General features: G+C 62.8%; 11 protein-coding genes and 2 pseudogenes. 5 read left to right on the top strand and 8 right to left on the bottom strand.

What is annotated here, in order from left to right; translation table 11 throughout:
• Positions 1-85: 85 nt before the first annotated feature.
• Positions 86-1,435, top strand: coding sequence for a tyrosine-type recombinase/integrase (locus ACI7BZ_RS21280; RefSeq protein WP_282640786.1), 1,350 nt, complete (start codon positions 86-88; stop codon positions 1,433-1,435).
• Between the two features lies 1 nt (position 1,436).
• Here ACI7BZ_RS21280 and ACI7BZ_RS21275 read toward each other — a convergent pair whose 3' ends face one another.
• The 3 genes from ACI7BZ_RS21275 to ltrA form a co-directional block, all read right to left on the bottom strand.
• Complete coding sequence (locus tag ACI7BZ_RS21275) at positions 1,437-1,667, bottom strand: helix-turn-helix transcriptional regulator (protein ID WP_282640787.1); 231 nt, start codon at positions 1,665-1,667, stop codon at positions 1,437-1,439.
• Between the two features lie 130 nt (positions 1,668-1,797).
• Complete coding sequence (gene traA, locus ACI7BZ_RS21270) at positions 1,798-4,728, bottom strand: Ti-type conjugative transfer relaxase TraA (RefSeq protein ID WP_414119266.1); 2,931 nt, start codon at positions 4,726-4,728, stop codon at positions 1,798-1,800.
• Between the two features lie 303 nt (positions 4,729-5,031).
• Positions 5,032-6,558 (bottom strand): group II intron reverse transcriptase/maturase, encoded by a 1,527-nt coding sequence (gene ltrA / locus ACI7BZ_RS21265; RefSeq protein ID WP_414119265.1) that lies wholly within the window; start codon positions 6,556-6,558, stop codon positions 5,032-5,034.
• A 638-nt stretch (positions 6,559-7,196) separates the two neighbouring features.
• On the opposite strand from ltrA, the gene ACI7BZ_RS21260 reads away from it, so the two are divergent.
• Together ACI7BZ_RS21260 and ACI7BZ_RS21255 are read left to right on the top strand one after the other, a co-directional pair.
• Complete coding sequence (locus tag ACI7BZ_RS21260) at positions 7,197-7,523, top strand: conjugal transfer protein TraD (RefSeq protein ID WP_282640790.1); 327 nt, start codon at positions 7,197-7,199, stop codon at positions 7,521-7,523.
• A gap of 1 nt (position 7,524) precedes the next feature.
• A pseudogene (locus ACI7BZ_RS21255) lies at positions 7,525-7,739 on the top strand (conjugal transfer protein TraD).
• Here ACI7BZ_RS21255 and ACI7BZ_RS21250 read toward each other — a convergent pair.
• Positions 7,736-8,500, bottom strand: coding sequence for a nucleotidyl transferase AbiEii/AbiGii toxin family protein (locus tag ACI7BZ_RS21250; protein ID WP_414119264.1), 765 nt, complete (start codon positions 8,498-8,500; stop codon positions 7,736-7,738). The pseudogene ACI7BZ_RS21255 and the gene ACI7BZ_RS21250 overlap by 4 nt on opposite strands.
• A gap of 92 nt (positions 8,501-8,592) precedes the next feature.
• Entirely contained in the window at positions 8,593-9,429 is an 837-nt protein-coding gene (locus tag ACI7BZ_RS21245; RefSeq protein ID WP_414119263.1) for a type IV toxin-antitoxin system AbiEi family antitoxin, read from the bottom strand.
• Positions 9,430-9,584: 155 nt separating this feature from the next.
• On the opposite strand from ACI7BZ_RS21245, the gene ACI7BZ_RS21240 reads away from it, so the two are divergent.
• Complete coding sequence (locus tag ACI7BZ_RS21240) at positions 9,585-9,779, top strand: helix-turn-helix domain-containing protein (protein WP_175095440.1); 195 nt, start codon at positions 9,585-9,587, stop codon at positions 9,777-9,779.
• 19 nt (positions 9,780-9,798) lie between these two features.
• Positions 9,799-10,326: pseudogene (locus ACI7BZ_RS21235) on the top strand (type IIL restriction-modification enzyme MmeI); the annotation flags it as partial.
• A gap of 199 nt (positions 10,327-10,525) precedes the next feature.
• Here the strand turns inward: ACI7BZ_RS21235 and ACI7BZ_RS21230 are convergent.
• Genes ACI7BZ_RS21230 through ACI7BZ_RS21220 form a run of 3 tightly spaced genes read right to left on the bottom strand, consistent with a single transcriptional unit; the run spans position 10,526 to position 14,033 of the window.
• Positions 10,526-11,179: a cytochrome b/b6 domain-containing protein gene (locus tag ACI7BZ_RS21230; RefSeq protein WP_414119262.1), complete on the bottom strand. Its 654-nt coding sequence runs from the start codon at positions 11,177-11,179 to the stop codon at positions 10,526-10,528.
• Positions 11,172-12,977, bottom strand: coding sequence for a tetrathionate reductase family octaheme c-type cytochrome (locus ACI7BZ_RS21225; protein ID WP_414119261.1), 1,806 nt, complete (start codon positions 12,975-12,977; stop codon positions 11,172-11,174). The genes ACI7BZ_RS21230 and ACI7BZ_RS21225 overlap by 8 nt, the downstream gene beginning before the upstream one ends.
• Before the next feature lie 36 nt (positions 12,978-13,013).
• Positions 13,014-14,033, bottom strand: a complete 1,020-nt coding sequence (locus ACI7BZ_RS21220; protein WP_414119260.1) for an SLAC1 anion channel family protein — start codon at positions 14,031-14,033, stop codon at positions 13,014-13,016.
• Between the last annotated feature and the right edge of the window lie 457 nt (positions 14,034-14,490).

The following is a 14,490-nucleotide window of genomic DNA, read 5'->3' as shown; positions in this document are numbered from 1 at the left end:
TGGCGCAGGATGGTCGAGAAACGGGCTTTCGCTACCAACAACCCTCTTGTTGGTATCCGTTCGTCCCCCGACCGGATGCGGATTTATGGGCGATCTCACTGATAAAGAACTGAAAAATCTGAAGCCGAGGGCCAAGCTCTACAAGGTGACGGACCGCGACGGGATGCACGCGGCCGTCACGCCGACCGGGGTCATATCGTTCCGGTATCAGTACAGGGTGAACGGGCGGCAGGAGGTTTTGACCATCGGCCGGTATAGCGCCGAGGCGGCGCGCAAGCTGACGCGGGCGCCAGACGCGCTGGAATACGGAATGGAGGTGTCGCTTGCGGAGGCCAGGGCGCTGCTGGCGCGCGCCCGGCGTCAGGTCGAGCGGGGCGAGTCGCCGTCGAAAGCCAAGGTGGAGAAGCGCACCGCGTCAGCCGAGGCGTTGACGTTCGGCGGTTGGGCGGAAGCCTACTTCAAGCACAAAGCCGATCCCAAGTCGGGGGCCGAAAAACTGGCTGACAGCACGCTGGCGATGCGCCGATCCGTCTATGATCGCGCCATTGCGGGAGAGTTGTCGAAGCTCAAGCTGGGGGAGGTGACGCCGCAGCGTCTCAAACGTCTGTGCGACGAGGTTAAGGAGAAGCGTGGGCCGGCCGTCGCCGTGCATGTCCGCGAGGTCGTGCTGCTGGTGTTCCGCCATGCCCAGGGAAGCGGGCTGGACGTGAGCAACCCGGCCGAGTCGATCCGCACCAGCGCCATCGCCACCTTCGAGCCGCGCGAGCGCGCCCTGTCGCCGTCCGAGGTCCGCGCAGTCCTGGCGGCCTTGGATCATGTGACGGCGGCGCCCACATTGCGCTCGGCGGTGAAGTTTGTCCTGCTGACCGGCGTCCGTAAGTCGGAGTTCATCGACGCCACGTGGACGGAAATCGACTTCGCCGCCGCGCGCTGGACGATTCCGGCCGAGCGCATGAAGGCCGGCAAGGCGCATGTCGTCCCGCTGAGCGATCAAGCGCTCGACATTCTGACGGCGTTCCGCACCATGTTCGGCGCCAGCCGATACCTGCACCCCGGCCGGTACGACGGCGATACGCCCATCAGCAACGCCACGCTCAACCGCGTGATCGACACGGTCGTGGAGCGTATCCGCGAGGATGATCCGGACTTTCAGAGCTTCGGCGTTCACGACCTGCGCCGCACGTTTTCGACCGGCCTGAACCGCGCGAAGTTCGATGACCGCTGGATCGAGATGAGCTTGGCCCACGCGCCCCGGAACCGGATCGCGGCCGTCTACAACGTGAACCGCTACCTCGCCGAGCGGAAGATTATGCTTCAATGCTGGGCTGACATGCTCGACGCTTGGAGGAAGGGCGAATCCGCCAAGGAGCTGATCGCCGACGCGAAACAGCGCGCCGCCGAGGTCCACGACGACGAACTGGACGACGATCTCTGAACTACATGCGGCTCGTGTCCATTCTGTCAGTCGTCGTCATTGGTGGCCGCCAGCCGGCGGGATCGGCGATCCAGCGGTCGATGTCGGACTCCTTCCATCCTGCGCCGTTGATGCTGATCTTGATCCGAGGCGGGAACGTGCCCTCGGCGATCTTGCGGTAGATGGTGGACCGGGACAGGCCGGTGCGGGCGAGAACGGTTTTCATGCGGACGATACGGTCTGCTACGAGCATGGCTGCGCTGCCTCCTGCCGGGTGTTCCTGACGATTGCAGAGACCAGACAGAGCGATGATTTGCTGTTGTGCAATAGATATTTAGTGGTCGTAGTAGTGTGGCGTGGAGGCGGCGGAAAATAGGATAGTTCTACAGTCCGATACCCCGGCCTCTGCCGAGGTCGATGCCGTGGCTGAACGCGAGTTCCCGACCAAGGCTGCGGCCCGAGTCGATCCCGATGCCGAGGTCTTGCTTGCGGCCTTCGAGGATGGACTCAAGCTGCGGATCGCGTTCGAGGCTTTTCGCCATGTCGCCCATCGCCGACCGCGTGGATTTGTAGCCCGACATTTCGCCCGCCTGGTACTGGTGCTGGCTGGCGCGGTCGAGGCTCCGCCAACGCTCCACGAAGCGATCCGCACGAATCTGCGGATCGGTGCGCAGCTCGGTTTCGAGCTGGAGGGCGCGCACGGTGCGATTGACCTGGCCCGTGGCCGTTTCCGAGGCAAGCTCCGGGTTCTTCTTGTAGGCGGCTTCGGCGTCGTGCGGGCCGTAGGGCCGCACCTCCTCGAAGGCTTTGCGGGCGTCCTGCAATTCCGTCACCTGCTCCGGGCTGGCCCTGCCGCCTCGCTCCTGCGCCTCGAAGATCGCATCCACGGCGCGGGCATGGCGAACGAGCGCCTTGGTCCGGGCGCGGCGCAAAGCCTCCTCCGGGTCTGCCGCCTTCTCCCTTTCCGGCGCCGCCCGTTCCTGCGCCTGCCCGCCATCGGCGGGCAGGCGCAGGCCGTCGAACATGCCGCGCACCTTCTCGGGAACCTGCTTGACGATCTCGACCACCCGCTCCACCCGCTCGTGGAAGGTGATGCCGCGCCGCTCGGCGTAGCTCTGTGCCGGCTCGTAATCCGACGCCATGTCCTTGGCGCGGTCGCGCGACAGGGCGCGGACAAGCCTATTCTCGTCAGCGAAGTCATCGCGGCCATAGTGCAGGTCCATGCCATCGCGGTGGCGCGATAGGGCGACATAGCTGCCGTGGGCGTCCAGGCCCGGCGTCGCCAGGACATGGGTGCGGTCCACTGTCATGCCCTGCGCCTTGTGGATGGTCGCGGCATAGCCGTGGTCGATGCGGTCGTAATCCTTAAGGTCAAACGAGATGCTGCGCCCGTCGTCGGTACGCACGGACATGGATCGTTCGTTGACCTGTTCGACGGTCCCGAGCGTGCCGTTCTTCACGCCAAGGCCGCGCTCGTTTTGCAGGAACATGACGCGATCCCCGTTGGCGAAGCTGCGCGCGCCGCGTTCGACCGTCAGGCGCACGTCATCGCCCAAATCGCCGGCTTCCCGCATCCGCTCGCGCGCCGCCTCGTTGAGTTCCCGCACCTGGTCATTGGTATGGGTGAGGATGATGCGGCTCTTGTCGGGCGACGCCTGCCGCTCGCGGTCCCAGCGGTCGATCAGATCGTGGCGCGCCTGTTCCCGTGTCGGGGCGGCATGGACCATGCCGTGACTGTCATAGGCATGGATCGCGTCGCCGGTGCGGCCGGTCGCCAGATCGCGTGTGGCGTCGCGTTGCCAATCCTCCCGCTGGCGGCGCACCTCGCCGATCTCCGCGCCGCCGTGGCGTTCGTGAATCGCGCGGAACGCCGCGCCGGCCTCTATTGCTTGCAACTGTTGCGGATCGCCGACCAGCACGATCTTTGCACCGACATCGGCGGCATGGGAGAGCACGCGCTCCAACTGGCGCGTGCCGACCATGCCCGCCTCGTCGATCACCAGAACATTGCGCGCGGTGAGCCTGTCGCGGCCCTGTCCCCAACTATGTTCCATGCTGGCGATGGTGCGCGACGCGATGCCCGATCCGCTTTCCAGATTCTCGGCCGCGATGCCGGAAAGCGCCACGCCCCGGACCTCGTAGCCCGCCGCTTCCCAGGCTTCGCGCGCCACGCCCAGCATCGCGCTTTTCCCCGTCCCGGCATAACCGACCACGACGCCCAGATCGCGCCCGTCCGTGACATGCGCCAGTGCATCGGCCTGCTCTCCCGAAAGGACAAGACCGCGCGCTTCCGCACGCGCAAGGGAGTCGAGTTTATCCCTGTCATTGACCTCATGGCGTTCCCGTTCGGCCATGAGTTCGGCGGCACGATGGAGGCGCTGTTCGGCCTCGATCATGTCGCGGGTGGTGAAGCGGTCCTCGCCGCGTCCGTCCGCGCCGAGTTCGACCAGCTCGGGCGCGCTCCGCATTGCGCCCATGACTGCGTTGAACTGCTCGATTCCGTCGCTGTGCCGGTGCGCGAACATCGCCATGTCGCACCGCGTGAAGGTCGATTGCTGGTGGGTGATCGCGTCGAACGCCACCGAAGGATCGGCGATGATCCGTGCGCCGTTGTTGCGCGCGATCTCGCGGTGCATGTCTGCGCGGTCGGCGGCCTCGATCCCTTCGCCCTCGATCCGCTGCGCGGTTGCGCCGATCTGGCTTTGTGGCTCCAGCGCGATGCCCTGCGCTTCGAGGCTGCGATGGTCGATGCGCGCGTCGATGTCGAGTTCGGCCAGCCGCTCGTTGACATGCTCGGCCCAGCGTTCCCGCCAGCGTTCGACCATCTCCGTGCGGTTCCAGTCCCGCACCTTCGGGCCGAAGCCGTTTTCGTCCACGGATCGCATGGTCAGCATGACATGGGCGTGGGGCTTGGGCGTCCCGTCCTCGGCCATGTCCCAATGCACATTGAGGTCGGCGATCATGCCCTGATCGACAAACTCCGCCTGCACGAAGTCGCGGGCGAGTTCGATGCCCTGGGCTTGCGTCATCTCGCGCGGAAGGGCGAACTCGACCTCGCGGGCGAGCTGTGCGTCCTTCCTGACCTCGAACGCCTCGACATCGTTCCAGAGCCGTTCGCGGTCGCTCCATTGTTCGGGCGCATCCTCCGGCAGCATAACCTCGGAGTGGAGGACGCCGCGCTTGTTGGAGAAGTCGTGGCTGCGCTCAAGCCGGTCGTCGCGCAGTCGCGAGGCCGAGCGGTAGGCGGCGGAGGCCACCGCGCTGGAGCCGGCCTTGCGGCCGATGACCTTGACGTGAAGATGATAGATCGCCATCGCGATCCGAACATCACCACGGCGAAGCGCACGTCGGAACGACGTATAAGCGCGCCCTCGAAACTAATTTCTCGGGACTGCTCGCGCCGTTTCAGCCCGTCCCGGCAATCTTACAGCATTGCAGCAGGCGCTCAACTATCATCGCTCCATCGACAGCTTATGGAGGATATGGTGAAAGTAGAGATGAAGCGCTCCATCTCCTTGCGGAGACAAGTTTCTCCATCCCTCTTCCCGAACCGGACGTGCAGGTTTCCAAGCATCCGGCTCTCTATGCATGGGCGCTCGCGCGCCTATGGGTGGGCCTCAGATATGTCTGAGACGTTGGAACGCATTCCAGAAGCCGCGCACGCTTTCGCGTTGCTGGTGCTCCCCGTCTGTGGTCCATCCGTTCGGTTTCGCAATACTCTGGTCCGGGTAACGCATGGTCCCTCCGTCACAGAGAAACCGCAGGCGTTTGGTCCCTTCGGTCCATTGCCGTCGTTGTCCCGGGGCGCTGAGATGATAGCGGCGGCGCAGCATCGGCCACGTCGCTTTTCCGTGCTTTCTTCTCAGCCAGCGTCCCACGCGCTGCCATATCCAGCGATCGAGGTGGTTGAACTCCCGATATGCTCTTATGGCGTATCGGTAGTAGTTCCTCCATCCCACGATGACCGGATTGAGGTTGCTGACGACTTCGGCGAGAGAGCATCCGGTGGGGATGCCTTTCACCATGACTTTGATCTTGTGACGCAGGTCGTTCAGCTTGCCCTTCGGTATGAAGAGCTTGCCGACCCAATGCCCCGTGTGGAGCGCTTTTGCCTGCACTACCCGATAGCCAAGGAAGTCGAAGCCTTCCCTGATGTCGGTGACCCGAGTCTTTTCCATCGACAACTCCATGCGAAGTTCCGTTTTCAGGAACTCCGCCAGCGCGAGCTTTTCCGCTTCCGCTTGCTCTCTCGTGCCGTCAACGAGAACAACGAAGTCGTCCGCGTAGCGCACCATGTAGAACGCCGTCTTGCCCTGTTTGCGGTCTCTCGCCCTTCGGGCAGCAGCATTTATACTTGGTTCTCGAGGGCGCATGGACCATCGTCCGTAACGTTCGTCGATAGCTGTCAGGTAGATATTCGACAGCATCGGCGAGATGATCCCGCCTTGCGGCGAGCCTGTTACGGGGTGACGAACGGTCCCCTCGATCATCACGCCTGCCTTCAGGAATGCGAAGATCAGCCTCAACACCTTGCGGTCACTGATGCGTCGTCGCACGCCCTCCATCATGACGTGGTGATCAATGGCGTCGAAGCAGCCCTTGATGTCGCCTTCTATGACGTATCGATAGACCGAGGGTCCGCGCCTTGTCGGATGAAGGACTTTCTGGATTCTCACCAGAGCATCGTGGGTGCTCCGTCCTTTGCGGAACCCGTAAGAGGTCGGATAGAAGTCCGCCTCGAAGATGGGCTCCAGGATCAGCTTCAAAGCCATCTGTACCAGGCGGTCGATCAGCGTGGGAATGCCGAGTGGCCGGAACTGCCCCGGCTTGCCGGGCTTCGGGATGAGCAGTTGCCTGACAGGCTCCGGGCAATATGTTCCGTCGCGGAGCGCCTCTCGGATTTCTTCGAGGAACGCCGCTGCGCCACCGGGACGCCGTTCGACCGTGAGCCGCGTCATCCCATCCGTGCCCGGTGTCCGACTGCCGCTGTTGCGGGAGAGCCTTCGCCAAGCCTCGTTCAGGGTTCTGTGGTCACATACGAGATTGAACAGATCAACAAAGACCTTATCGGGGTCTTCGTTGCTCCACCGATACAGCTTGCGCTGCATGTCGAGGACAAACGAGATATTCACCTCGCCGGACATGCGTCCACCTCCTGCCTGCTTGCTGTATCCACTGCCTCCCTTCGCCATGTGGACGGCTTTCCCGTCCTCGGACTACTACGAAGGCTCCGTCCATTATCGTCACGATCGCTGGTCACTTCAGCCATCCGGTGTCGGAAACTGCCGGAAGCAACGACAAGGTTCTTAGGTTCCGTAACTGATCTCTCGCCTGCTTTAGGCGCCGACTCTACCCCGTGTGAAATCTGGCCTCGATACCACGCAAACCCATATCGAGGCTGGCGCGCAGCATGCTGCGTGCCCCCGGTCCATGTACGCATAAGACGGACCAACACTTCACCGATCCGTGGTTCGCACCATGGATCGACCCGCCCACTTCCGAGTTGGCGAGTTCGCGGTTCTACCGGGGCGTCCACCATCGGTTCGGTTTCCCTCGCCATGGCAAGCTCGCTGGCCGGACCGGCTACGGGATCGGAAGTCCCCGTCCGTCCGACTTTGATGAGTTCTGCTGATTTATGGCTCCCCGGAAGCACCCGGTTTGCCTCACCCATCTGCTCACCGCCGCATGTTGCGTCATACGGCGTGCGGGGTCTCTCACCCCGCGAGATCAGAAACGACTGTAAAATCAAAGCACTCCTCTCTTTGATAGGGACCTAACGCACATGCGCAAGCCACGGGACTTCGATGCGGAACTGAAGTCGCTCGAAGACAAGGCGCGAGACCTGAAATCCCGCAAGGTGCAGCAGCTTGGCGAGCTGGTCATCTCGACCGGCGCCGACGCCCTCAGCGCCGACGAACTGGCTGGCGCGCTGATCGTGCTGGCCGAAACCAAAGATGCCGGAAAGAGGGAGGCATGGGCGAAACGCGGGGCCGCGTTCTTTCGGGGGCGGTCACGGCGAACTGCATCGGCGTCTGATCGCGACGCTGGCGGCGTTGCGACGCAATCGGGCGACGCGCAATCGGTATCAAGCGGCGCAAGCACGTCATGACATGAGCACTTGGCAGGTCGAACGTCGCAAGCGCACGCGGCATCTGATCGAACTCGGCGGCCTCGTCGTCAAGGCCGGAATCCTGGACCTGGCGACGACCGCGCCACGATCTACGGCGCGCTGCTTTGGATGGCCGACAAGCTTCGAAGTGATCAGGGTGAACATGCACGGGGGCTCTGGGCCGCGAAGGGGAAGCAGGCATTCGACGATGGCTAGACTCCGAACCGTTCCCGCATTTCCTTGGCCTTTGCCCATTCGTCGCCCGGTATCCGGTCGATCAGTTCCTTCATCACCTTGACGAAGGTGGCTTTGAGCGTTTCGTCGCTCAGCGCCCTGGCGCGATCTGTCGAAAGCAGCGGACGCATGTCGATGAAGAAGGCCGGATTGACGAGTTTCTGGAACATGCGCTGCTGCGCCTCGGCCCTCGAAATCGTTAGCTCGGCCTTTTCAAGGTAGAGCAGGAAACATTCGACGATCCGGGCCGTGTTCAGCCTATCGAACACGGTGAGCGCGTGATCAAGGTCGAACAGATCGCGGCCCTTGTTGCGTTGAAGCAAGGCCCGCAGCTTGGTCGCCAGCATTTCCTCCCGCGAGAAAGTCGGGATTTCGGCCTCGCCGGTGAACCACGGATTTTCGACGCCGAACGGTATCTCGATGGGCGGATCGTAGGCTTCCCGCTCGCGCGTGTTGATTTCGATCTTGAGGCTGATCCGCACATCGGCGGACTCGCCTTCCGCATTGACACGAAAGCGAAGTTTGGGAGCGACGGGACTTGCATCGGACTTCGCCTCGCCAAGCCACGGTTCCAGCATGGCGCGAACGCCGTCGAGGACTGGCCCAATCGGGCCGGCGGTCGTCCGCACGAGGTCTATATCTTCCGAATAGCGCAGCGGCGCCGGGAAATGCAGCTTGTTGAGCGCCGTGCCGCCACGGAAGCGCAGTTCGCCGCGCAGGAACGGATCGGAGAAGATGGCCACCAGCGCGCGGCTGATGATGAGGTCTTGCTCGACTTGCCGCTGGCTTGCCTACGGCGCGACGCGGCTCCAGGCGGTGATGTAATCCTGTGGGATCATTCGTCGATCTCCGGCGGTCGGCGAACGATCACGCGCCAGCGTTCATCGCGTTCGGATGGCGACGGCGACAAATCGGGATCGCCCACCTGTTTGGGATCGAGTTCGACCCACGGAAGCGGGCCGCGCGCCGACAACGCCGCGAACATCGCTTCCGCTATCTGCGGGTGCCCCAGCCTTCCGAGCAGATGCCCAAGGCGCTGCACGACTGCTTTCTCGAAAGCGGCCGACAGGGAGGCGAGCTTTTCCGGTTGCAGCCGTTCGGCAAGCTCGGAAAGCACCGTCGCAATGTTGTCCAGGCCCGCGCCGGATTGCGGGTAGCGCACCAGATCGAGCGCCGTGAGTTCCGGCGAGGACAGCTTCATATAGCCCGATTGCGTCTTGCGATCCTCGATCCCCGCCGCCACCGCCGCCACCGCCGCCATGTCCTTGCGGTAGGAAAAGACGATCCGCGTCCGTCCGGCCTCAATGTCGGGCAGGAGTTTGTCCGTGACGACCTGAAACTCCATGACGGCCTGATGGGAAGCGCCGTGGGCCGCCGCCGCGGCCAGCAGTCCCACATAGTAGGGCCGGTTTTCGTGGCGCATCAGGGCGTCGATGTACCACTCGGGCGGCGGCGCTCCCGTCGTGGCGTGCTGTGGCGGTACGACCACGTAGAAGCCGCGCCGGGGCCGGATGAGCTGGCCGCGTCGCTGCAATCGCTCGGCGGCGTCGAGGAATGCGCCCCGGCTGATGCCGATGTCCTTCTGCGCTTCATCCGCAGAAAAGACTCCCCGGCCCGCAGCAAGCAGGCCGGAAGCGTAGGTGGATAAGGCTGATCGCTCGACTCGGTTCATATCTCATTATCCGCTCTTAGCGCGGAATTTTCAATATGATACTGCGACGGCTTCGGTTCCAGCCGTAATTTGCCGAGAGGATCGCGACACCACTATCTTCTCGAATTTTCTCTGATCCTCTATATGCTTCATGGAGCGCGACTCACGGCGGGCGCATGGCCGACGAAATACTGACGATCCGGGAGGTGGCCGAGCTTCTCAAGCTCAATGAGAAGACCGCCTACAAGCTCGCCCTCGCGGGCGAGATTCCCGGCTTCAAGGTCGGCGGGTCGTGGCGCTTCGAGCGGCAGGCAATCGCAAGCTGGATCAAGCGCAAGGTCGAGGAGCAACAGAAAGGACGACCGGCATGAAGGCCGGTGCAGGGGACGTATGAACGCCGTCGAGATCGAGGAAGCCATATCGGCGCTTGCCGAGCTGCCGTTCGACGGCGGCGAGTTCCCGTTCGCCTTCCTGCAAGCCTTCGGGAACAAGGACACCACGATCAAGCGGCTGCGCGCCGGATCGACCAACGCATCCGATCTGCCCGGCGGCGTTCTCCAACGGAAAAACATCCACATCGCCGTCGCCGCACCCGGCTCGGTGACGCAGACCCTTGCCGCGCTCCGGGCCAGCCCTGCCACGGCGAAGGCCAAGGCGAGGTTCATCCTCGCCACCGATGGCGACAGCTTCGAGACCGAGGAGTTGGAGTCCGGCGAGACGGTCGCCTGCGCCTATGCCGACTTCCCCAATCATTTCGGCTTCTTCCTGCCCCTGGCCGGCATCACCACGGTCAAGCAAATCCGTGAAAGCTCGTTCGACATTCGGGCGACCGGGCGCCTGAACAGGCTCTACGTGGAATTGTTGAAGGACAACCCTGACTGGGGCACGGCCGGCCGCCGCCCCGACATGAACCACTTCGGCTCGACGAGAAATAACCCTTTTTAAAAATATCTCCGGCCCCTTACGTCTTCATTGAAAATTATCAACGGCGCGGAGCGCGTTGTTTGACCTATTTTTGGGTGTGTCGGAAGGCGTGTGCGCGGCAAGGCGCGCACACGCCCCGCTCGAAGGACCCCGCGTGACGCGACCTCATTCGAGTGGATTTGGATTGGAAGATCTACCGGAGCCGGTTCGGCTCGTCGGCGGCCAAATAATCCTCCTCGACCTTGGTCAGATCAACCGTGTCGTATCCCGTAATCATCGGCGTCACATGCTCGCGGAAGGAATGTCCGACGGTGAGCAGGTAAAGATGGATCACGATGAAAGCGAGGATGGCGAAGGCTGACAGCACATGCAGCCCCGCCACCACCTCCAGTGCGGTTGCCGCGCCGGGCCGCGAGGACCATAGATCGTAGGTGAGGTAGACGATCCCCGAGATCCAGATGGCTGGAAACAGCGCCAGCTTGAGCCCGAGATAGGACAATGCCTGCAGGGGATTGTGCTTGCGCCAATAGGCTTTGCGATAAGGGTGATGCTCGCCCTTGAAGATGCCCCAGGCATAAAAGCGCGCGACCTTGAAGAGCCCATCGGTCGTCGGCACGTAATGCACCCAAGTGCCGGTGGTGAGGTGCCAGAAGATGGCGAACACCCACAGCACCACCAGCGCGAGCGCGCCGAAGGTGTGCAGCGTCACCGCCTGCTGGAAGCCGATCAAATGGTGCAGGCCACGGATGGCAAAGCCCGTGAACAAGAGAAGGAAGATCAGAGCGGCCTGCGACCAGTGCCAGAAGCGCTCGAACAGGGGATAGATCAGAACCAGGCGCTCACTCATGGCTGCTACCTCCCTGGCCGTTCGGGTTCGAGGGGTTGCCGTGGCCGTCACCATGGCGACCGCTGGCGGTGACGGCGCGCAGGCCCGCATGACCGACGATGCCCAGGAGCACCGCTGCGAGCATGGCCGCGCCGAGCCAGTCCACGAGGTTGTTGGGATTCGTGCCCGGCATGTAGACCGTGGAGGCAAGCGCTGCGAGGCGCCCGTTCTCGCGGTGGCAATCGGCGCACCCAAGGGCCTGATCCTTCGGCGCCACCATATGGGTTATCGGCCAGTACATGCGCGTGTCGACGAAGTCGAACTTGCCCGAATACGGCTCGCCCACATAGTCCATGGCCGCCTTGAGCGATTTTCCCCAGTCGAAATTGGTCCAGAGCGCCGTCGTCGTGCCGGGTCCATAGACGTGGTTGTGCAGCAGCTTCATAAGCTCGGTGTCATAGGCTTGGCGCCCGGTCATGACCTTGAATGGCCAGATGCGCGCATCGGGATCATCCGGGCCACCGGAAATGCGGTTGATCTCGACCGGCTTGGTGGGGTCGATCTGATCCCCGCTCTTCGTGTAGCGCACCTGACCGTCGAACCACGCATATTGCGGCGTCACATTCTCACCCCAGGCGAAGTCGCCTTTGGTGGAAAGATAGGTATGCAGGTGCTTGCCGTCGCTCTGGACGAAGCCGTCTTCATGGAAGGGCTTGCCATCCTTGAGCTTTCCGGCGGTCGACCAATCCCACTTCGTCTTGGTGGCAACACCCCCTCTGGCGAAGCTTGGAATATGGCAGGTCTGGCAGGCGACGCGGTCGGTATGGTCATTAAGCTTAAGTGCCTCGAGTGTCGCGCCTTTGTGTGGGCGCGTCCCGTGACACGACTGGCAGGTGGCGACGTCGCGGCGCTCGCCGGGCTTGCCCGTTCCGGTCGTGTCGGCAGCGGTCACGTCGAAGCGGCTGCCGTGCCAGTTGTGCGCCTTGGAGACGTGGCAGTCGGAGCAGGTGAAGTTGAGCCCGTCCTTGGCCATGTGAACGTCCACCGACCGGTCCGGCGCGACCAGCGCGGAGGACAGGTCGCCGTGCTTCACATTATCGCCGCCGCCGCCATAGAAGTGGCATTGCCCGCAATTCTCGCGGCCGGGCATTGCGACGCTCATGGCGGCCTTCGACAGATCGACGGGCGTCGCATTGGCGCCGGTGATGGTCATGGCCTTGGGCGGCAGCGGGGCCAGCGGCGGATGACCTGCCTTGTTGTCGAGTTTGACGTAGGTTCCAGGCATGGCGTGGCAGGCAAGGCAATCCACGGCCGTTTCCTGCTTGGGCGGCCCATCGGAAAGCTTCTCCCAGCCATAGCCCGCGTGGCAGCTCGTGCAGCGCGGCTCGTTGGCAGCGACATTCCCGCAGAAGGAGTTGAGCACCTCGCTCTTGCCCAGCGTCTGGCCGGTCTTCGGATTGTCGAAGCGCCAGGTCCAATGGATCGAGCTCATCACCTGCTTGGAAGCTTCGGTGTGGCACGTGAGACAGGCCGCAGTCACCTCGGGGCCGGACTTGAAATCCTGCTGAAGGATCTTGAACTTGGAATGGTCCGCGGTGCCCCCGGCGCGCGTGCGCGCATTCGCTCCGACGGCAGCAGCCGTTTCGGCGGTGGCGGCCTTGTCTGCGGCAGGGCCCTGTTCGGCAGCGAGTGCCTGCCCGGTGACCGGGGCCTGAGGTTTTGGATCTGGCGTCTCAGCCCAAACCGGACCGACGGCGATCATGGCGAAACCTGCCGCGAGCGCCATCAGCCGTGACAAGCAGATGCTTGCCTTGTGCATCTTATTCCTCCCTTGCCCGCCTGAAGAGAGCGGTGCTCATTGTGTTTCAAGCCGCCCAGGATCCCGGGCGGGCCTATTCGGGCACGCAGATCTCCCCCGGCCAATGGCGACCAGCGTCCGGACGACAAGAGCAGTCACAACGGTGGTGACGATGCCAAGCAGGACAGCCGAAATGACGAAGAACGCGGTTCCGCCGAACTTCTCGTACATGGTGAGGCTGGCGATGGTGACCGCCGCAAGCGGGAAGGAATAAGCCCACCAGGACAAGAAAAAGGCGGCACGCATCAGGCGCGGCACTTGAGTAATCAGAAACAGCGTCATGAACAGGGCGAAATAATAGAGGATGTGCGCCGCCGCATCGACGTTGCCGGCAAGTCTCACATAGGAGAGGAAGCCGACAGCCGGCGGCGCGATCAGGATGAAAAGCGTCGGCGCCAGGCGCTCGGGCAGAGGATTGTGGAAAAGCACCCGGTTGATGATGATCGTGAACAGCACGATCCAGAACATGATCCCGATCGCGAAGAAGAACCAGGACAGCTCGACATAGCCGAGCGCCAAGCCGGACAATGGCACCAGCACGTTGCCCACCGCAGGGATGAACCATGCGGGGTTCAAATGGACGGTCTGGAAATGGTCGTGATTGAACCAGCTGTTCAGCACCAGCAGCATCAGGACCAAGTGCAAGCTGGCACCCACGGCGAACAGCGGCATCGCCATTGCCGGCCACATGTTGAGCGCGAGAATGCTCAGCAGCAGAAGGCTGATGGAAACCGCCGGGAAGAAGTGCAGCTTGACCGGATGACGGTATTCACCAACCACGTGCGAGGGGTGAAGCGCGACCTTCGCCCCATAAAGGCCGAGCAGGGTGAGGAACACCAGCGCGGCGGCGGCTGCGATTACGAGCGGAACCCACTCGGACGCGATGTGGAGGACATGAACTCCTTTTTGCCAGGCAAGCGCCAGGCCCGACAGCCCCATCATGGAGGCAAAGAACGAGATTGGCAGGTGCTCCAGCCTCGATTCGCGTGTCTCAATTTGCACGACATCGGTGGACATGATCCGGCTCCGCGAAAGATCTTATATAGTTGGGGGCAAGCGGCGAACTGTCGCAATATCGGCTTATTTTTAGCCGCTTCGACCGCCACGCTCATTGCGTATTCGCAATCCACGACTGTCCGATATCTGCGTTCTGAAGTCTCTTCAAGCGCTTGTGAGGGCGTAATCCATCAGATGCGAGATGCCCCCTTTTCGCGAGCAGCTTGGCGACACGGCTAAGCTTGGTTCTAGTTTGTGTTATATTACCATTTTTAGCCATCTGCGGCTAGGGACGCCGTCACCGGGTAGTGGGTCAGTTTGAAAATCTGTTGCGATGACCGGGGGCGGTGGAGAACCCTCTCCCGCGTGCGGGGGAGGGCAGGGAGGGGGGAAACCGGTGCTTCCTCCTGATCCATCGGCGTCAGTTGGAGAGGATTTGCCCCCTCCCCAACCCTCCCCCGCCCGAAGCCGGATGTTT

It is taken from the genome of Xanthobacter sp. AM11 (assembly GCF_047444035.1).
Lineage (GTDB): Bacteria > Pseudomonadota > Alphaproteobacteria > Rhizobiales > Xanthobacteraceae > Xanthobacter.
Note: the sequence above shows the minus strand (reverse complement) of the source record. Positions and strands in the feature narration are given on the sequence as shown.

Coding starts and splice junctions, on each gene's coding strand:
- ACI7BZ_RS21280 (WP_282640786.1), top strand. CDS start 86: ATGGGCGATCTCACTGATAAAGAACTGAAAAATCTGAAGCCGAGGGCC.
- ACI7BZ_RS21275 (WP_282640787.1), bottom strand. CDS start 1,667: ATGCTCGTAGCAGACCGTATCGTCCGCATGAAAACCGTTCTCGCCCGC.
- traA (WP_414119266.1), bottom strand. CDS start 4,728: ATGGCGATCTATCATCTTCACGTCAAGGTCATCGGCCGCAAGGCCGGC.
- ltrA (WP_414119265.1), bottom strand. CDS start 6,558: ATGTCCGGCGAGGTGAATATCTCGTTTGTCCTCGACATGCAGCGCAAG.
- ACI7BZ_RS21260 (WP_282640790.1), top strand. CDS start 7,197: ATGCGCAAGCCACGGGACTTCGATGCGGAACTGAAGTCGCTCGAAGAC.
- ACI7BZ_RS21245 (WP_414119263.1), bottom strand. CDS start 9,429: ATGAACCGAGTCGAGCGATCAGCCTTATCCACCTACGCTTCCGGCCTG.
- ACI7BZ_RS21240 (WP_175095440.1), top strand. CDS start 9,585: ATGGCCGACGAAATACTGACGATCCGGGAGGTGGCCGAGCTTCTCAAG.
- ACI7BZ_RS21230 (WP_414119262.1), bottom strand. CDS start 11,179: ATGAGTGAGCGCCTGGTTCTGATCTATCCCCTGTTCGAGCGCTTCTGG.
- ACI7BZ_RS21225 (WP_414119261.1), bottom strand. CDS start 12,977: ATGCACAAGGCAAGCATCTGCTTGTCACGGCTGATGGCGCTCGCGGCA.
- ACI7BZ_RS21220 (WP_414119260.1), bottom strand. CDS start 14,033: ATGTCCACCGATGTCGTGCAAATTGAGACACGCGAATCGAGGCTGGAG.